15 protein-coding genes are annotated in these 18,100 nt (G+C 70.2%); 12 read left to right on the top strand and 3 right to left on the bottom strand.

Features of this window, described 5'->3' with window-relative positions; all coding sequences use genetic code 11:
• Positions 1–29: 29 nt before the first annotated feature.
• The 5 genes from JJ691_RS29320 to JJ691_RS29300 all read left to right on the top strand — a co-directional run bounded on the left by JJ691_RS29320 (position 30) and on the right by JJ691_RS29300 (position 6,270).
• On the top strand, positions 30–503 hold the full coding sequence (locus JJ691_RS29320; RefSeq protein WP_211762838.1) for a MarR family winged helix-turn-helix transcriptional regulator: 474 nt from the start codon (positions 30–32) through the stop codon (positions 501–503).
• A 726-nt stretch (positions 504–1,229) separates the two neighbouring features.
• Positions 1,230–3,341, top strand: a complete 2,112-nt coding sequence (locus JJ691_RS29315; protein WP_211762837.1) for a hypothetical protein — start codon at positions 1,230–1,232, stop codon at positions 3,339–3,341.
• Positions 3,342–3,355: 14 nt separating this feature from the next.
• Positions 3,356–4,519, top strand: a complete 1,164-nt coding sequence (locus JJ691_RS29310) for a S53 family peptidase (RefSeq protein ID WP_211762836.1) — start codon at positions 3,356–3,358, stop codon at positions 4,517–4,519.
• A gap of 185 nt (positions 4,520–4,704) precedes the next feature.
• On the top strand, positions 4,705–5,268 hold the full coding sequence (locus JJ691_RS29305; protein WP_211771788.1) for a flavoprotein: 564 nt from the start codon (positions 4,705–4,707) through the stop codon (positions 5,266–5,268).
• Positions 5,269–5,304: 36 nt separating this feature from the next.
• Positions 5,305–6,270, top strand: coding sequence for a phosphotransferase (locus JJ691_RS29300; protein ID WP_211762835.1), 966 nt, complete (start codon positions 5,305–5,307; stop codon positions 6,268–6,270).
• Between the two features lie 92 nt (positions 6,271–6,362).
• Here JJ691_RS29300 and JJ691_RS29295 read toward each other — a convergent pair whose 3' ends face one another.
• Complete coding sequence (locus JJ691_RS29295; RefSeq protein WP_211762834.1) at positions 6,363–6,716, bottom strand: VOC family protein; 354 nt, start codon at positions 6,714–6,716, stop codon at positions 6,363–6,365.
• Between the two features lie 120 nt (positions 6,717–6,836).
• Between JJ691_RS29295 and JJ691_RS29290 the strand changes: the two genes are divergently transcribed.
• Positions 6,837–8,585, top strand: coding sequence for a proline--tRNA ligase (locus JJ691_RS29290; RefSeq protein ID WP_211762833.1), 1,749 nt, complete (start codon positions 6,837–6,839; stop codon positions 8,583–8,585).
• A gap of 27 nt (positions 8,586–8,612) precedes the next feature.
• Here the strand turns inward: JJ691_RS29290 and JJ691_RS29285 are convergent, their stop codons facing one another.
• Entirely contained in the window at positions 8,613–9,590 is a 978-nt protein-coding gene (locus tag JJ691_RS29285; protein WP_211762832.1) for a hypothetical protein, read from the bottom strand.
• A 98-nt stretch (positions 9,591–9,688) separates the two neighbouring features.
• On the opposite strand from JJ691_RS29285, the gene JJ691_RS29280 reads away from it, so the two are divergent.
• The 4 genes from JJ691_RS29280 to JJ691_RS29265 are packed head-to-tail and all read left to right on the top strand — an operon-like array spanning position 9,689 to position 14,639.
• Entirely contained in the window at positions 9,689–11,047 is a 1,359-nt protein-coding gene (locus tag JJ691_RS29280; protein WP_211762831.1) for a glutamine synthetase family protein, read from the top strand.
• A gap of 5 nt (positions 11,048–11,052) precedes the next feature.
• Complete coding sequence (locus JJ691_RS29275) at positions 11,053–12,174, top strand: amidohydrolase (protein WP_211762830.1); 1,122 nt, start codon at positions 11,053–11,055, stop codon at positions 12,172–12,174.
• An 18-nt stretch (positions 12,175–12,192) separates the two neighbouring features.
• Positions 12,193–12,666, top strand: coding sequence for a vitamin K epoxide reductase family protein (locus JJ691_RS29270; protein WP_211762829.1), 474 nt, complete (start codon positions 12,193–12,195; stop codon positions 12,664–12,666).
• 29 nt (positions 12,667–12,695) lie between these two features.
• On the top strand, positions 12,696–14,639 hold the full coding sequence (locus JJ691_RS29265) for an NB-ARC domain-containing protein (RefSeq protein WP_211762828.1): 1,944 nt from the start codon (positions 12,696–12,698) through the stop codon (positions 14,637–14,639).
• On the opposite strand, the gene JJ691_RS29260 is transcribed toward JJ691_RS29265, so the two are convergent.
• Positions 14,615–16,192, bottom strand: a complete 1,578-nt coding sequence (locus JJ691_RS29260; protein WP_211762827.1) for a hypothetical protein — start codon at positions 16,190–16,192, stop codon at positions 14,615–14,617. The two genes, JJ691_RS29265 and JJ691_RS29260, sit on opposite strands and share 25 nt — an antisense overlap.
• Before the next feature lie 110 nt (positions 16,193–16,302).
• Here JJ691_RS29260 and trpS point away from each other — a divergent pair, with 110 nt between their 5' ends.
• On the top strand, positions 16,303–17,313 hold the full coding sequence (trpS, locus tag JJ691_RS29255; RefSeq protein WP_211762826.1) for a tryptophan--tRNA ligase: 1,011 nt from the start codon (positions 16,303–16,305) through the stop codon (positions 17,311–17,313).
• Positions 17,314–17,383: 70 nt separating this feature from the next.
• Positions 17,384–18,091 carry a hypothetical protein gene (locus JJ691_RS29250; RefSeq protein WP_211762825.1) on the top strand — a complete coding sequence of 236 codons (708 nt, stop codon included), beginning with the start codon at positions 17,384–17,386 and terminating at the stop codon, positions 18,089–18,091.
• Positions 18,092–18,100: the final 9 nt, after the last annotated feature.

The raw sequence follows: 18,100 nt of genomic DNA, 5'->3' as shown, positions 1-18,100 counted from the left end.
GCGTGACGAAGGGTGATCGGGAACCGTCCATGCAGGACAAGGAGCAGCTCATCGCCAGCATCACCGAGACCCAGCGGTCGCTGGGCCGGGTGTTCGGCGCGGCTCGGGCGAACCCCCTGATGTCGCTCAACCTCACGATGCGGCAGCTCAAGGTGCTGCTCACGCTGGCAAGACGCGGGCCGCTCGCCGGGCAGGTGCTCACCGCCGAGATGGGCGTGAGCTTGGCCACGGTCACCGGCATCGTCGACCGGCTGGCCGCGCAGGGGCTCGTCTCCCGCCGCGAGGACCCGTCCGACCGTCGGGTCCGGCTGCTTGAACTCACCGCCGAGGGACGGAAGCTGGTCGGCGGTGTCATGGATGCCGGCAGCGCCCAGTACCGCCGGCTGCTCTCGCGGCTCGAGGTCGACGAACTGCGCCTCCTTGACTCCCTCATCCGCCGCATGGCCGAGATCGCCGACGAGGAGTTCCCGCCGGCCGACATTGACGAGACTCGTCAACATTGACCACTGTGGACAACATTGACGCGCATTGACGAGGTTCGCTCAGGTGCGCCCTGACCGCTCTTTCGCCCGTTCCGGTGGCTCGCGTACGCACTGGCGGACTTCGACGCCGCGGTCAGGTCCTGCCGCCAGGGTCAGCTTCGCCGTCGAGGTCCGCTTCGCCGGCGGTCTAGCTCTCGACGTTGGAGATGTGCCCCGGCCGGCTTTGCTTCCGCCGGTGGTCCGAACGTCGGCGGTCTCGATTCTGGCGGTGTCCTCCACTTCGCCGGCGGTCTGGATTTCGTTGGCGAGGTGGAAGTTCGTCAGTGGGGCGAAGGTCGCTCGGAGTGGTGGTCGGCGATGAAAGCGGGAATCTGGGCGTTTTGATGTGTTTTGTCGGAGTTTGGTAGGCCGTTCGCGGTGGAGTGACCGTGCGCAATCGTCTCGACGGTCGAGTTCGAGGAGTACGTGTGAACTGCTCAACTTCGGCGAAGTCGTTGTGAACTGAGTTCACAGGGAGATTGCTGCGGGCAGGTCAGTCGGAGCGGCCATTCGGATCTGACACGGCTGTCATCGCTGCTCTGTCCGAGTGGAAGGCAACTCCGTTCAGGCAACGGCATGTGCTCGCTCGTGTACGAACCGTCGTGATGCCCCGTTGTGGGCGTCGACCCGTGTCCTTGCGACGGAGGGGAACCTATGCGGCATACGGACGGCGGTCGTCGATCTCCCTGGTTGCGTAGAACGCCGGCGGTGCTGGGCATCGCGGCGGCGGTGGTGGCGGGCCTGGCGCCGGCGGCGCAGGCGGACCCGGTGACCAGCGCGGACTCCACACACACCGTCACGCTGGTGACCGGCGACCAGGTGGTCGTGCAGGACGCCGGCGGACGACAGACGGCGGCGGTGCTGCCGCGGCCGGGCTCGAGCGGTGACTTCGTGAACCAGCGCGTGGACGGCGACCTCTACGTCGTGCCGGCGACCGCGCTGCCGTATCTCGGCACTTCCCTGGACCGATCGCTGTTCGACGTGTCGGCGCTGATCCGGGATGGCATCACGGACCAGGTCCCGGTGCAGGTGGCCGGCAGCGCGCCGGGTGTGCAGAGCGGAAAGGTGACGGCGCAGTCGGGGCCGGCGTTCGGCGCGGCGCTGGCGGCGCAGGCTGGACGGGACGCGAAGAACCATTTCGCTACGCCGGGGCCGCTGTTCGGCACCGCCAGCTCGGTGCGGTTAGCCGCGCCGGGCGCACCGCAGCAGGCGCACCCGAACTTCCCGATGCACACGGTCCGGATCCTGACCGTCAATGGCCCGAACACGCCGGTCGACGCGTCGCTGGGCCTGATGAACACCGACGACGGCCGGATCTTCAACGCCTTCCCGTACAGCACCGGCGGCGAGGAACGGGTCAGCGTGCCGTCGGGCAACTACGGACTGGTGGGTTGGTTCCCGACGTTCGACTCGGCCGGCCGCGTGACGTCGGTGCGGGTGGTGGTGCAGGACTTCGTGGTGTCCGGTGACCAGACCGTCACGATCGACGCCGCCAAGGCGACCTCGCAAGTGACGGTCAGCACGCCGAAGCCGTCGAACCTGGTGTCGCAGACGCTGGAGTATTTCCGCAGCGCGCAGGCCCTCGGCTCGCAGGGCTACAGCTTCGGGGTCGGCAACGGCACGGCCTATGTCGCTCCGTCGGCGCCCTCGGCGGTCGGCGGTTTCCATTTCAACGTGCAGCTGCACAGCGAGTCCCCGGACGGTACGGCCAGCCCCTACAGCTACGACCTCAAGATCGACAGTGCTGGCGCGCTGAGCCCGAACCAGCACTACAAGGTCACCGTGGACCAGTTGGCCACGCTGAAGGAGAACTACTACAGCGACAAGCCGGGACGGTTGGAGGGCTCGTCGCGGATCATCTTCCTGCCGTACGAGTTCTTCGGCTTCGGCCAGTTCGCGCCGCTCACGGCTCCACTTCAGCGCACTGAATACGTGCTCGGCGGCGCCGACCTGCTCTACGACGACGCGCTGCTGGCCAGCATGAACACCGGCGGCGGCTTCGTTTCCGGCGGTTTCCAGCACTACGCGGCGAAGACGACGACGCCGGTCGACTGGCTGCGCGGCCCGCTGGCCCCCGGCCTGACCACGCCGTCGGCGGGCACGACCTCCTGGTTCTGCAACGCCTGCCGTCGTGACGACACGATCCACATCGGCCTGGTGCCGGTGCTGGACAGCGACGGCCACGGCTTCTCCCTCGACGCGCCGACGACGGGCACCGTGTCGACTTCGCACTTCCAGCTGCTTTCCGGCGGAAAGGCGCTCATCGACGGAAAGGACGTCACCGGCGGCGAGGTCGCCGCGCCGGCCGACCCGGCCGACTACAAGATCGTCTATGACCAGACCCGGACCGCGCCGTGGTTCCACCAGTCCACGGTCAGCCACAGCGAGTGGACCTTCGGCTCGGCTCACTCCGGCACGCAGACGGTCCCGGACGGCTGGGCCTGCGATCCGGTCACCGGCAAGGCGACCGACTGCTCGGCGCTGTCCCTGGTGACGGCGGCCTACCAGCTCAACACCGGTCTGGACGGTGCCGCGCCGGCTGGGCCGGACCAGGTTCTCGTCACGTTCGGGCACGCCCCGGGCAGCCAGAACCTGCCCTTCGTCAAGGCCTCGATCCAGGTGTCGTTCGACGGCGGCGCGACGTGGACGCCGACCTTCCAGGCCGATCTCGGCGGCGGCCGCTACCGGGCGCAGTGGACCAACCCGGCGTCGGCCACGGGCGGCGACGTCGCGCTGCGGGTCAGCGCGACCGACATAGCGGGCAACTCGCTGACCCAGTCCGTCACCAGCGCGTTCTCCGTGCCGGGCGCCCAGAGCTGACCAGGGGAGTGACGATGAACCGATTTCGTGCGGCCGTAATCGTCGGCGCGCTGCTGACACTCGGATTGCCGGCGACGGCCGTCGCCGCGCCCGACACGACGTTGCACGCCGCGTGCTCGTCGACGGTTTCCACTATTTCGACGGCGCACTGCTTCGCCGTCTACCGCGCTCCGCACGCGTTCGGCCCGAACGCGACGCCGACCGGGTTCGGGCCGGCGGATCTGCGCAGCGCGTACAAGTTGCCGTCGACCGGCGGCGCGGGCCAGACGATCGCGATCGTTGACGCATACGACAACCCGAACGCGGAAACCGATCTGGCCAGTTACCGGCAGCAGTTCGGCCTACCGGCGTGCACGACGGCGAACGGCTGCTTCAAGAAGGTGAACCAGCGTGGCGCCGCCTCGCCGCTGCCTGAGGGCGACCCGGGCTGGGGTGTGGAGATCTCCCTCGATCTGGACATGGTGTCGGCGGCCTGCCCCGACTGCCACATCGTGCTGGTCGAGGCGGACAGCGCCACCTCCGCGAACCTCGGCGCGGCCGAGGACACGGCGGCGGCGTCCGGCGCGAGCGCCGTCTCCAACAGCTACGGCTCCGGCGAGTACAACGGCATGGACGTCGACGCCCGGCACTACCAGCATCCGGGCGTCGCCATCCTGGCCTCCAGCGGCGACTCCGGCTTCCAGCCGGCGTCGTTCCCGGCGTCGCTGCCGAACGTGATCGCTGTCGGCGGCACCTCGCTGGTCAAGGCCGACAACGCCCGCGGTTGGACGGAAACGGCCTGGTCGGGCGCCGGCAGCGGCTGCTCGGCGTGGATCGCGAAACCGGCGTGGCAGCACGACGCCAACTGCGGGATGCGGACCGTCTCGGACGTCTCGGCGGTCGCCGACCCGAACACCGGCCTGGCCGTGTACGACACGTACGGGCTGGGCACGCAGGCCGGTTGGATCCTGGTGGGCGGCACCAGCGCGTCATCGCCGTTCATCGCCGGCGTCATCGGCCTGGCCGGCAACGGCGGCCAGTTGGGCGACGCCTCCTCGCTGTACACGCACGCCGACAAGCTGTTCGACGTGGTCGGCGGCTCGAACGGCTACTGCGGTGAGGACTACCTGTGCACCGGTCTAACCGGTTACGACGCCCCGACGGGGCTGGGTACACCGAACGGAATCGGCGCGTTCTGACCGGACCGCGGTCCGGCCCGGTGTCCGATTCGGGCGGCTGGGCCGGACCGCGGTCAACTTGGCAGGTGTTCGAGCCAGTTCGTGGACTGGCTCGCGCGAGCCAGCCCGGAGAGGTTCGGATCGCAGCCGACGATGTGCCGGCGGGGCAGGCATTCTAGCCTGGCCGGGTGGCAGATCGATCTCCGATGCTGGGTGTGGTCGCGTCCGGCGCGGGCGGTGTTGAGGGCTTGTTCGACGGGCTGGTCCGTCCCGCGCTGGAGGCTGGCTGGCGGGTGGGCGTCACGCTGACGCCGACCGCGGGCCGGTGGTTCGACGAAGCCGGGCTCGTCGCCGAAATCGAGGAAGCCACCGGCCTTCCCTTGCGCGTCGAATCGCGGCTGCCGCGTGAGCCGAAGCCGCATCCGCCGGTCGACACGTACGTCGTCGCGCCGGCCACGGCCAACACGGTCGCCAAGCTGGCCCTCGGGTTCGGCGACAACCAGGCGTTGACCCAGGTCTCCGAGGCGATCGGGACCACGGGCGTCGAAGTGGTGGTCTTCCCCTGCGTCAACGCCGCCCATGTGCGCCACCCGGCCTGGCCGGGGCACATCGCCGCGCTCAGGGCGGCCGGCGTGCGCCTCGTCAACGGGGACGACGTCTGGCCGCTGACCGAGCCCCGATCGGGGGAGTGGCATCCGATCCCGTGGCAGGCCGTGCTCGACGAGGTCAACGCGACCCGCTCTGACCCCGGGCATCCACCGAGCGGGTGACCCGAAACGGTCACCGTAAGATGATCAGGTGACCTCATGGGGGCGGCCCGCGTGACGGCCATCGTGGACGGCACCCGGCAGACCCGACCGACCTGGGCCGATGTGCCCGGTCGGGTGCGCGAGGTCATCGAGCACAAGATCGGCGCCCCGGTCGTCCGCGCGCTCAGCCAGGCCGGCGGCTTCACCCTCGGCCTCGCCTCCCGCCTGCTGCTGGCCGACGGCCGCCGCGTGTTCGTCAAGGCGCTGCCGGCCGACCATCCGCTCGCCGGCGCCTACCGGTCCGAGGCGTCGGTCGTCTCGCGGCTGCCGCAGAACGTGCCGTCGCCGAGACTGCTGCACGTCGTCGAGGGCCAGTGGGTGGCCCTGGTGCTCAGCGACGTCGACGGGGGAGAGCCGAACCTGAGACCGGGGTCGCCGGATCTCGCGGCAGTGCTGTCGGCCCTGGGCAGCGCGTCGCGAACCTTGACGCCGTGCCCGCTCGACGACGTGCCGAGCGTGCTCGACGACCTGGCCCCGATGCTGTGCGGATGGACGTCGCTGCGGTCGGCGGCGGTCGGCGACCTGGATCCGTGGGCCCAGGCCAACCTGGACTCGCTGGCCGCGATGGAGACGGCGTGGCAGCCGTGGGCCGAGGGCGACACCCTCCTGCACAACGAGCTGCGGGTCGACAACATGATCCGGCGCGTCGAGGACGGCCGGGTGCTGCTGGTCGACTGGTCCTACCCGTCCAAGGGCGCGGCCTGGCTGGACACCGTGACGATGGTGCCGCAGCTGATCATGGCCGGCCACCCGCCCGCTGACGCCGAACGCCTGGTGCTGGGCCGGCCGGTGCTCGCCAAGGTGCCGGCCTGGGCGATCACCGGCTTCGCCGCCGCGCTGGCCGGCCGCTGGGAGCTGTCCAGCCGGCTGCCGGAACCGGCCGGCTGCGTCGGGCTGCGGCCCTACCAGTCCCGCGCGGCCGCCGCCGCGCTGACCTGGATCGTGCACCGCACCCGCTGGTAGCCGGCGCGGCGACCGGCTCTATGCAGTGGCACTGGTAGACCGCGCACCGCGGCCACCGGCCGGGCCTTGGCGAGCGCCGACCGGCGTCAGTCTCATCCGTTACGGGAGCCGACGCAGAACTCGTTGCCCTCCGGGTCCTGCAAAACGCTCCACGCCATGCCGGGGTACTTGAACTCCTCGCCCACGGTCGCGCCCAGCGCCACCAGCCGGGCCACCTCGGCCGGCCGGTCCGGGGCGCCCAGGTCGATGTGGAGTCTGTTCTTGCCGGCCCGCGGCTCGGCGACCTGTTGCAGGCCGATGTCCACGTTGTCGGGGGAGGACAGCACCAGCATGGCGCCGTCGTCGACCTCGTGGATGATCTCGGCGCCGAGCGCCGCGACCCAGAACTCCGCCAGCTTCCGGGGGTCCAGGCAGTCGATGGTGACCATGCGGATCCTCAGTGCCATGCGCAGAAGGTAATCGGCGGAACGGCCCTGACCGGCCGTTCCCGGTAACCGGTTGGAAACCCTGCCCGTGCGTTCTCTACGCTCTGTACTTTCGTCGACCCCGCACGAGGAGTCAGAGCCGTGATCACGAGGATGTCGTCGTTGTTCCTGCGCACCCTGCGCGAGGACCCGGCGGACGCCGAGGTGCCCAGCCACAAGCTGCTGGTCCGCGCCGGTTACGTCCGTCGCGTCGCACCGGGCGGCTACTCGTGGCTGCCGCTGGGGCTGCGCGTGCTGCGGCGGATCGAGGCCGTCGTCCGCGAGGAGATGAACGCGATCGGCGCGCAGGAGATCCAGTTCCCCGCGCTGCTGCCCCGAGAGCCCTACGAGGCCACCAACCGGTGGACCGAGTACGGCCCCAACCTGTTCCGGCTCAAGGACCGCAAGGGTGCCGACTACCTGCTCGGCCCCACCCACGAGGAGCTGTTCACGCTCACCGTGAAGGGCGAGTACGCCTCCTACAAGGACTACCCGGTCACGCTGTACCAGATCCAGACCAAGTACCGGGACGAGGCGCGGCCCCGCGCCGGCATCCTGCGCGGCCGCGAGTTCCTGATGAAGGACTCGTACTCCTTCGACCTGGACGACGAGGGCCAGGCCCGGTCCTACCAGGCGCACCGCGACGCCTACGTGCGTATCTTCGACCGCCTCGGCCTCGAGTACGTGGTGGTGAAGGCGACCTCCGGCGCCATGGGCGGCTCCGCGTCCGAGGAGTTCCTGGCCGTCGCTGAGACCGGCGAGGACACCTTCGTCCGCAGCACCGCGTCGACCTACGCGGCCAACGTCGAGGCGGTCGTCACCACGGCGCCCCCGGCGCAGGCCATCGACGGCAAGCCCGAGGCGAAGGTCCACGACACGCCCAACACGCCGACCATCGCCACGCTGGTGGACTTCTTCAACAACGCCGGCCTCGGCCGTGAGTTCACCGCCGCCGACACGCTGAAGAACGTGCTGCTCAAGACCCGCCGTCCCGGCGAGGACAAGTGGGAGCTGCTGGCCATCGGCGTGCCCGGCGACCGCGAGGTGGACCAGAAGCGGCTGGAGGCGGCACTGGAGCCGGCCGAGGTCGCGATGCTGGAGGACGCCGACTTCGCCGCGAACTCCTTCCTGGTCAAGGGCTACATCGGGCCGAAGGCGCTGCTCGACAACGGCGTGCGCTACCTGGTCGACCCCCGCGTGGTCACCGGCACCAGTTGGATCACCGGCGCGGACCAGCCCGGCCGCCACGTGATGGATCTGGTCGCCGGCCGTGACTTCGTGCCCAGCGGCACGATCGACGTGGCCGAGGTGCGCGAGGGCGACCCGTCGCCCGACGGCCAGGGCACCCTGGTCGCGGCCCGGGGCATCGAGATCGGCCACGTGTTCCAGCTGGGCCGCAAGTACGCGGACGCGTTCGGCCTGGACGCGCTGGGCCCGGACAGCAAGCCGATCCGGATCACCATGGGCTCCTACGGCATCGGCGTGTCCCGCCTGGTCGCCGTGATCGCCGAGCAGTACTTCGACGACCGCGGCCTGACCTGGCCCCGCGTCGTCGCCCCGGCCGACGTGCACGTGGTCATCGCCGGCAAGGACGACACGGTGCGCGCGGGCGCCGAGAAGCTCGCCGGCGAGCTCGCCGCCGCCGGCGTCGAGGTGCTGCTGGACGACCGGACCGCGTCGCCGGGCGTGAAGTTCGCCGACGCCGAGCTGATCGGCGTGCCGACCATCGTCGTGGTCGGCCGGGGCCTGGCCAGCGGCGTCGTCGAGGTCAAGGACCGGGTGTCCGGCGAGCGTGGCGACGTGCCGGTGGACGAGGCCGTGGCCCACGTGGTCGGTCTGGTCCGGGGCTGATTCGAGGCCGGTGCGGCCCGTCGGCGATCAGCCGGCGGGCCGCATGCTCGTCATGATCTTCTTGGCGTCGTCGTCGGACAGCGCGTTCGGCACGCCCTGATCGGCGAACAGCACCAGGATCACCGAGCCGGTGTCCGAGGTGGACACGGCGGCCGCGTACACCTTGGCCGACCGGGGCACGCACGGATCGGCCGACGCCGGGATCGCGACGTCGGCGATCGCCAGGGTGGCGTTCACCTTGCCGTCGGCGATCTTGATCTGCTGCGACGGCTCCACCTTCACGTCCGTGGGCTGGCTCGCGTCCGCGGACTTGTAGGCCACGGCCGCCCAGTGCTGGGCGATGTCCGGCGCGGACTTGTCGGGGCCCTCGGTGTCACTCGCGGTCACGGCGGTGCCGGCCCGCACCGAGCCGGGCTTGCCGCCGCAGAAACCCGGCAGGTAGGACGCCGCGCCGGTGCCGGTGACGAAGTCCCCGTCGGACGGACCGAGGCTGACGATGTCGTCCGAGTCCTTCCTGGTCCACTGGGTCTTCGGGATGTCGTAGGCGACGTTGCGCCGGTTGGACACGGCGACCTGCCAGCCCGGCACCCGCGGGTCCTGCGGCTTGAGCGCGGACGTGGTCGCCGGCGCGGTGGCCTGCTGCGTCTGGTTGCCGGCCTGCTGCTGGCCGTTGCGGGTGAGCAGCACGACCGTGGTCCCGATGCCGGCCAGCACGAGCACACCGGCCAGCGCCAACACGATCGTCAACGTGCGGCGGTTGCGCGGCGGCTTGCCCTGGGGCGGCTGCTGGTAAACGCCGAAGCCGCCGTAGCTGGACTGGTACGGCTGCTGCTGTTGGTAGCCGGGGTACTGCGGCTGCTGCTGGCCATAGGTGTAGCCGGGGTAGCTGTGCTGCTGGCCGTACGGCTGTTGTTGCTGCTGTCCGGGAGTTCCCTGCGGCCCGGGGTAGTCCGGCCCACCGGCCTGGTTGTCCCCGTAGCCCGATCCACCGCTTGGCCACGTCACGGCCGCAAACGCTACCGCCTGGGCGCTGGTCTGTCAGACGACCTGCGGCACCACGTGGGGACTGGTGTCCCGGCAGCGGTCCGGAGTACTACTCGTTCATGGCGACCAGCGCGACGATTCCGGCGGATGTTCCCGAGGCCGATCCACTTGTGGAGCGGTTGCGAGCCCAAGACGTCGAGGTGGTCGCGCTGTCCTTCGTGGACAACGCCGGCATTGCGCGGGTGAAGACGGTGCCGCTGCCGAAACTGGCCGCCGCCGCTCGGGTCGGCGTCGGGGTGTCGCCCTGCTTCGAGACGTTCTGTTTCGACGACGTGCTGGTGCAGGGCCGGTTCCTCGGCGGTCCCGACGGCGATCTCCGACTGGTGCCGGACCTGGCCCGGATCGTGCCGCTGGCTGGCCAGACCGGTTGGGCGTGGGCGCCGGCCGACAAGTTCCACCAGGAGGGCGACCGGTTCGAGGGGTGCCAGCGGGCGTTCGCGACGGCCCAGGTGGCGGCGGCCGCGGCGCGCGGGCTGGACCTGCGCATGGCGTTCGAGACGGAATGGGCGCTGGTGACCGAGTCCGGCGAGCCGGTTTTCCACGGCCCGGCCTACGGCGCGATCCGCCTGGAGCAGGTCGCCGACTACGCCCGCGAGCTGCTGGCGACCCTGCGCGCGCAGGATGTCGGCGTCGAGCAGTTCCATCCCGAGTACGCCGCCGCACAACTGGAGGTGTCGGTCGAGCACAACGACCCGGTCGGCGCCGCCGACGATGTCGTGCTGGTCCGCCACACGATCAGGCGAGTCAGCCATCTGCACGGCTGGTTGGCCAGCTTCGCCCCGACGCTCACGCCCGGCAGCGTCGGCAGCGGAGCGCATCTGCACCTTTCTGTTGTCGACCAGTTCAGCGGTGGCGGCGGGCCGTTCGGGCTGCCACCGGTCGGCGAGGCGTTCCTGGCCGGTGTGCTGCGCGAGCTGCCGGCGCTCGTCGCGGTCGGCGCCGGCAATCCGGCCAGTTTCCTGCGCGCCGAACCGTCGCGGTGGGCCGGCGTGTGGCAGGCGTGGGGACGGGAGACCCGTGAGGCGGCGATCCGGTTCATCACCGGCGTCACCGGGACCGGCGACACGGCGGCGAACGCCGAGGTGAAGTGCTTCGACGCGACGGCGAACCCGTATCTCGTCGTCGGCTCGGTCATCGCCGCCGGTCTCGCCGGCGTCGACGACGGGCTGCGACTGCCGCCGCCGATCGCCGGCGACCCGGCCGCGATGGACGAAAGCGTCCGAACCGCGGCCGGCGTGGCACGGCTGCCGGAGTCGGCGCTGGCCGCCGCAAACGCTTTCGCGTCGTCGAAGGTGCTCGCCGCGGCGATGGGCGAGGTGCTGCACGACAGCGTGCTGACCGTCCGCCGCGCCGAGGCCGACCGGTTCGCCGACACGCCGCCGGCCGAGTTGGCCCAGCTCACCCGTTGGCGGTGGTGACGGTGGTGACCGACGACCTCGTTCTCGTCGATCAGCACTGTCACGGCGTTGTCGCCGGCGACCTGGACCGCGCACGGTTTGCTGGATTGCTGACGGAATCCTCGTTCGCGACGAACTTCGACTCGATGGTCGGAGTCGCGCTCCGCCGCTGGTGCGCGCCGTGGCTCGAACTGCCGGCGCACTGCTCCGTCGACGACTACCTGGAACGCCGTGCCGAATGGGGCTGGCGTCGGGTCAGCGCCCAGCTGCTCGGCTCGGCCGGCGTGCGGTCCTGGCTGCTGGACACCGGTCTGACCGGTGTCGCCGACCTGCCGCTGACCGAACCGGTGGATTTCGCCGACATTGCCGGCGGCGCCGCTTTCGAGGTCCTCCGCCTGGAGTCCGTCGCCGAGCGCGTCGCCGTCGACGACGTGTCCGCCGTCGACTTCCTCGATTTCGTCGAAAACGAGCTTCGCGACGGAATCGGGGCCGGCGCCGTCGGGCTGAAAAGCGTCGTCGCGTACCGCACCGGTCTGGAGCTGCCGGCCGAGCCGCCGACCGACGTCGAGGTCGCCGCCGCCGCGAGCGCGTGGCTGCGCTGGGGCGGCGGACGGATAGATGATCCGATTCTGCTGGCCTGGCTCGTTCACCTCGGTGCCCGGCTCAGCGCCGAGTTGCACGTTCCGCTCCAACTGCACACCGGCTTCGGCGACGACGACCTCCGGCTGCATCGCGCCGACCCGGCCCTGCTCGGCGACTTCCTGCACGCCACCAAGTCGACCGGCGCCACGATCGCGTTGCTGCACACCTGGCCGTTCCACCGGCACGCCGGCTACCTCGCGCACGTGTTCCCGCACGTGCTCGTGGACGTCGGCCTGGCCATCCCCTATGTGGGTGACCGGGCCGGCAGCGTGCTGGCCGAGCTCCTGGAGCTGGCGCCGTTCGGCTCGGTCTGCTTCTCCTCCGACGGCTACGGCCTGCCCGAGCTGCACCATCTCGGCGCGACCCTGTGGCGGCGGGCGCTCGGCCGGCTCATCGACGACTGGCTCGCCGACGACGTGATGACCACCGCCGACGCGGAGGCCTTCGCCGTCAACTTCGCCGCCGGCAACTGCTGCCGGGCGTACGGTCTGACCGCACCGGCCTGATCCACGTATCCTGCGACCATGTCCGCAGGCACCCAGGCGTCGGAGTCGACGAGCGTCTACCCGAGGTGGCTGGTCGTCAGCACACTGGTGCTGTCGCTGGCCGGGCTCGCGGTGGCGATCTACATGACGATCAGCCACTACACCGACAACGCCACCCTGGTCTGCCAGGCCAACTCGGTGGTCAACTGCGCGCAGGTGACTTCCAGCCCGCAGTCGGTGATCCTCGGCATCCCGGTCGCCGTGCTCGGCCTGGTCTACTTCGTGCCGATGGTGGTGCTGACCAGCCCGTGGGCCTGGCGCTCCGAGCTGCCGGCGGTCCGCTGGCTGCGCCTGGCCGGTGTCGGCGTGGGCCTGCTCTTCGTCGTCTACCTGGTCGCCGTCGAACTCGTCGTGATCGGCAAGATCTGCGAGTGGTGCACCAGCGTGCACGTCATCACCATCGCGCTGTTCGCGCTCGTCGTGGCGGGTGAATACCGGTCGAGGCCGGCCTAGCCGTCCTTGATCGTCGGTAGTCTCCGGGCGTGGCGAACCAGGCGTCGGGCGATCTCTCCGGAACGGTCATCCAGGCCGAGACCATCGACCGGGTGATCCTGCGGGCCGCCAGTGAGCGGCTGGCTGTCGGCCTGGCCGCGCCACGGCCGCCGGTGTGTTTCGTCAACCGCGATGGCGTGCACAGGGAGGCCGACAAGCGCCGGGCCCGCGCCGTCGCCGCAGGCGAACCCACCTTGATCTGCTTTCACGGTCCCGGCGGCGTCGGCACCACCGGTGCGGCCACCATGTGGGCCGGCCGCCATGCGACCGAATATCCGGACGGCGTGCATTTCCTCAAGCTGTCCAATCCGGAGCGTGACGAGCGTGAATCGGCCGGCGAGGCGCTGGGCGTCGTGTTGAGGGCGGTCGGTCTTGAGCCCGACGACATCGCGCCGACGGCCGACGGGCGGGCCGCCCAACTGCGCGATTTCGGCTCCGACAAGAAGATGATGCTCGTGCTCGACGACGTCATCAACGCGGCCCAGGTGGCCTACTTCCGCCCGACCGGCGCGGGCTGCGCGGTTCTGGTGACGAGTCGATGGCTGCTGCAGGATCTCGGCCCGGACTTCGGCTATGTCCCCGTGCCGCCGCTGGCGACGGAGTACGCGCACCGGTTGCTCGGTGAACTGCTCGCGCGGCACGACATCGAGCTCACGGCCGAGGAGTCGGAGATCATCGTTCGGGCCGCGGGAGGCTTTCCGGCCGCGATCGAGTTGATGGCGTGCCAGCTGATCGGCGGGTCCGACGGCAAGCGGGCCCGGTTCCTGCGGCGGGTCGCCGAGCGTGGCTGGAACGCTCTCGGCGACGATGCCAAGCAGCGGCTCGTCGCCCATCTCGACATCGCCTATGGCAGTCTCGACAGTGCGGCGGCCGCCGCGTATCGGGCGCTGGCCTGGCATCCCGGGGCCGATTTCGACATCGCGCTGGCCGCGCACCTGATCGGCGGCGATCCCGACGACGCCGACGACGCGCTGGAATCGTTGGCCCACGTGGGTTTGCTGACCGTCGAGGACGAGCGATGCCGCTTCCACGACCTCGCTCAGGCGCATGCGCGGGCCAAGACCGACGGGCCGCCGGCCGAGCTGAGTCGGCGGATCGCCGAGTGGTATCTCGACTACACCGTCACTTTTGACCGGCTGCTGTCCGATCGTCCGCGCAGCGGGCCGCTGTATCGGCAGCTGTCCGCTGGGCGGGCGATCGCGCGGGCGGATGCGCTGGCCTGCTTGGAACGTGAGCGGCCGAATCTCGCCGGTGCGGTCAAGTCGACCGAGGCGGCCGGGCATGACGACCTGGTGTGGCAGCTGTGCGAGGCGTTGTGGGGCCTGTATCACCTGCACGGCCACTACGAGGACTGGATCACCACCCACGAGCTGGGACTCAACGCGGCGCAGCGGTGTGGGGACGCCGAGGGGGAGATGCGGATGGCGTCTCAGCTCGGGTCGGCGTATCTGGGCATCGGCGAACTGGACCGGGCACTGGAGTGCTTCCGGATCTCGCACGGCGTCGCGGCGCGCATCGGGCACCGGCAGGGCCAGGAGAGCGCGCTGGAGTGGCAGGGCAAGATCGCGCTCCGTGGCGGTGACGCTCGGGAGGCGTCGCGCTGCTTCGACCTTGCGTGGGCGGTCGCCGATGATCCCCGGGAGTTTGCGATCCTGCGGTTGCAGCGCTGCCGGGCGCTGGTGAAGCTGGGCCAGTTCGCAGCCGGGCGGGACGAGATCATGGCCGCGTGGCAACACTTCCAGCCCACGACGGAGACCGACAACAAGGCCAAGTGCCAGCTCGAACTCGGTCGCGCGCTGGCCGGGCTCGGCGAGGTCGATGCCGCCCGGGTGGCATTCGCCGAGGCGGAGCGGCTGTTCGCCGAGGACGGGTCCGAGCGTCAGCGGAAGGCCGCCGAGAGTCTGCGCAATCAGCTCGACAGCGTGCAGGAGTAGGCCCGGCCGTCGGCGACGATCCGCATTTCGGCCGGTGGTTCGCCGTTGACCGCGAACAACGCCGAGGCCGCGAGCAGCGGATCGCAGCCGTGCAGGCGAACCGGTCGGTCACGACCGCGAATCGTTGCTGTGCCGGTGGTTGTGGACACCACGATCCGGCAGCCGGGGGCCTGCGCGAGCAGCGCCGGCAGGTTGTCGGTCCGGTCGGTGAAGAGGATGTCGGCGTTGGTGCGGTGTTCGCGGATCGGATGGTCGGCGTGCACGACCAGATGCGCTGGGCCGGTGGGTGTCGGGCGTACGTCGGTGCGACGCCGGCGTAGTCGCACTGTCGCGTTCGACTCAATCTCGGCGGTGACGGTGAATGCCTGCACACCGGTGCCGGTCTCCAGGCCGGCCACGGAAAGCGGCGGCTCGACGATGCCACCGTCCGGTTCGGACAGATCGAGTCGTTGGTAGAACAGGGATCGGAGTCGGTGGGCGGCCTGGCCGGGCCGCGAGCTGACGAGTTCGCGGACGCCCGGCCACGTCGCGTTGGCGGCTCGCAGTTGCGGCAGCAGTGGAGCGTGCCGATCGAGTCGGTCGGCGAGCTCGACCATTGTGGACACGGCGGTGTCGCCGACGATCTCGTTCTCGTCGAACGCCGCCAGCACAACGGGTTTGTCGAGTGCGGCGGCGTAGCAGGTGACCGCGCCATGATCGCCCACGACGATGTCAGCGGCGATGAGAGCCGCCCGCCATCCCTCCAGCGGCGGGACCAGGATCAGGCCGGCTCGGACGCAATCGGCCAGCCAGGATCGGATCTGGTGCGGACTGTGGCCGTGCCAGACATGTGGGTGCAGCACCGCCGCCACGCGGAACTCCTCCGGCGGCAGTTCGGCCAGGAGCTGACGCAGAAACGTCGGCCAGGAGCCGAAAGCGGAGCCTGCGCGCCAGGTCGAGCTGGCGACAATCAGCGTGGTGTCGTCGTCACATCCCAGCGCCGCACGGTAGATCGGACGACGGCCCGTGCTGGCGAGGATGCGGTCGAAACACGGATCGCCGGCGACATACGCGGCCGGCAGCGCCTCGGGCACCGTCGCGGCCAGTCGGGCGACCTGCTCCTCGTGTGCGAACACCAGGGTGTCGGCGACGAGATTCCCGTTGTGCAGCAACCATTCCCGGGAAAGCCCATATGCTGGACTCTGGACTCTGGACTCTGGACTCTGGGCCGCTTTCTTGCTGTACCCCACCCCGTGAGAAACGATCACCACCGGCGCGCGCAACCGGTGCAACTCCCCGCTGTGGTTGGCGGTGACCGCCAGGTCGAAGTCCCGCAGCAGCGCCTGCTCCCACGGAATCGCCAGCACGTCCAGCTCCGCGAACACCTCGGCCACGCCGTCGGTAACCGTCGAGTTCGGCGGCGTGGTGAACACCAACTGCACCCGCAGATCCGCCTCGAACAACGCGACCACGTCCAACAGCCGGTTGGCCGACGCGACTGTGTTCACGACGAACAACACGCTGCGGATGAACCCGACGGTCGACAACCGGTCGACGGGCTGGTGGTGCGCCACCAACCCACCCTAACCGGCTGACCGGCGCACTGTCGCAGGTCCGCCGAATTAGCGCGGCATCCGGAGGGTAGAATTCACCCGTAAACGCTCCGTTGAATAGAGGGAAAAAGATGACGGACGCCGCAGCGCAGGCGAAGCCAAGGGTTCTGTCCGGTATTACCGCGACCGGCAACCTGACCATCGGCAACTACATCGGTGCGCTCAGCGTCTGGGCCGAGGAGCAGGACCGGTACGAGAACTTCTTCTTCATCGCCGACCTGCACGCCCTCACAATTCCCGAGGCGATCAGGGCCGACGACCTGCGGCGGCGCATCCGTGAGATCGTCGCCCTCTACCTGGCCTGCGGCCTCGACCCCGAGCGGTCCGTGCTGTTCCTGCAGTCCAAGGTGCCCGCGCACGCCACCCTCGGCTGGATCTTCGACTGCGTCACCCCGGTCAGCTGGCTGGAGCGCATGACCCAGTACAAGTCCAAGTCCCAGGGCGCAAACCCGAGCGCGGGCCTGTTCACCTATCCGGCGCTGATGGCCGCGGACATTCTCCTCTACCAGGCCAATTTCGTGCCGGTCGGCGACGACCAGCGTCAGCACGTCGAACTCACCCGGGACATCGCCAACCGGTTCAATTCGATGTTCGGTGAATGCTTCCGTGTTCCCGACGCGCTGATCCGCAAGAGCGGCGCCCGCATCATGGGCCTGGACGACCCGACCGCCAAGATGAGCAAGAGCAAGGCCGAGACCACCGAAGGCCACGCCATCGGCCTGCTCGACGACCCCAAGAAGATCCGCAAGGCCATCATGCGGGCCGTCACCGACGCCGGCACCGCCGTCGACCGCGAGAACCTCTCGCCCGGCGTCGACAACCTGCTCGTGCTGCACGAAGCCCTGTCCGGGGCCAGCCGCGAGCAGACCCTCGACCAGTTCGACGGCAACGGCTACGGCACCCTCAAGAAGGACCTCGCCGAACTCGTGCTCGACAAGATCGGACCCATCCAGGCCCGGTTCACCGAGATCCACAACGAGACCGGCTACCTCGACCAGGTGCTCGCCGACGGCGCCGCCAAGGCCGCCGAAGTCGCCGACGCCACCCTCAAGCGGGCCATGGAACTCGTCGGCCTGCGCTGAACCACGCTGGCGGCGTTCCCGAACACCCCGGGGACGCCGCCAGTTCTCATTCACGGAAGCGAGGCCGAGGTTGGCCACCACACACCAGCTGACCCACGGCCGCCGCGCCGCCACCGCCACCCGGCGCGGCGTCCGCGACCAAAACATGGACGCCGCCGCCCTCTTCCAGGCGTCCACCGGAGTCGCCGTCGCCGCCATCGTCGACGGCATCGGCAACGACCCCGCCGGCGCCGCCACCATGCGCCTGTTAGCCGACAGCGCCGTACGCATCGGCGCCACCAAAGGCGCCCTCGCCGGCGTGCTCGCCGCCGCCGCGCTCGTCGAAGACCCCGGCATCCACCCCCACATACCCGACGGCGTCATCGTGCTCGCCCTCACCGTGCCCGGACGGCCCACCCACCTCGCCTGGGTCGGCGACTCCCACGCCTACACCTGGGACGGCACCGCCCTCCACCGGCGCACCGACCCCCACACCATGGGCGCCTACCTCCGCGGCGGCGGCGTCGCCGACCTCGCGCCCCTGCACGACAGCTGGGTCCGAGTCACCCTCGCCAGCGCCACCGTCACCAACGTCGCCGTCACCTCGGCCCCCACCGACGAACTCGTGATCCTGCTCAGCGACGGCCTCGACACCGTGCCCCACGACGAACTCGAAGCCCTCACCCGCGAACACCAGGACAACCCCGAGACCCTCGCCGACGCCCTCGTCGCCGCGGCCCGCGAAACCGACGACGGCTACCGAGACGACGCCACCGCCCTCGTCCTCACCACCAGATGATGTGGCGCT

Source organism: Kutzneria sp. CA-103260 (assembly GCF_018263855.1).
Classification (GTDB): Bacteria; Actinomycetota; Actinomycetes; order Mycobacteriales; family Pseudonocardiaceae; genus Kutzneria.
The sequence above is the reverse complement of the archived record's forward strand: the minus strand, read 5'-3'. Positions and strand labels throughout refer to the sequence as shown.

Excerpts from the sequence above, each read along its gene's own strand:
- JJ691_RS29280 (WP_211762831.1), top strand. The coding sequence starts at position 9,689 with ATGGCGACCAGCGCGACGATTCCGGCGGATGTTCCCGAGGCCGATCCA.
- JJ691_RS29300 (WP_211762835.1), top strand. The coding sequence starts at position 5,305 with ATGGGGGCGGCCCGCGTGACGGCCATCGTGGACGGCACCCGGCAGACC.
- JJ691_RS29310 (WP_211762836.1), top strand. The coding sequence starts at position 3,356 with ATGAACCGATTTCGTGCGGCCGTAATCGTCGGCGCGCTGCTGACACTC.
- trpS (WP_211762826.1), top strand. The coding sequence starts at position 16,303 with ATGACGGACGCCGCAGCGCAGGCGAAGCCAAGGGTTCTGTCCGGTATT.
- JJ691_RS29305 (WP_211771788.1), top strand. The coding sequence starts at position 4,705 with ATGCTGGGTGTGGTCGCGTCCGGCGCGGGCGGTGTTGAGGGCTTGTTC.
- JJ691_RS29270 (WP_211762829.1), top strand. The coding sequence starts at position 12,193 with ATGTCCGCAGGCACCCAGGCGTCGGAGTCGACGAGCGTCTACCCGAGG.
- JJ691_RS29295 (WP_211762834.1), bottom strand. The coding sequence starts at position 6,716 with ATGGCACTGAGGATCCGCATGGTCACCATCGACTGCCTGGACCCCCGG.
- JJ691_RS29320 (WP_211762838.1), top strand. The coding sequence starts at position 30 with ATGCAGGACAAGGAGCAGCTCATCGCCAGCATCACCGAGACCCAGCGG.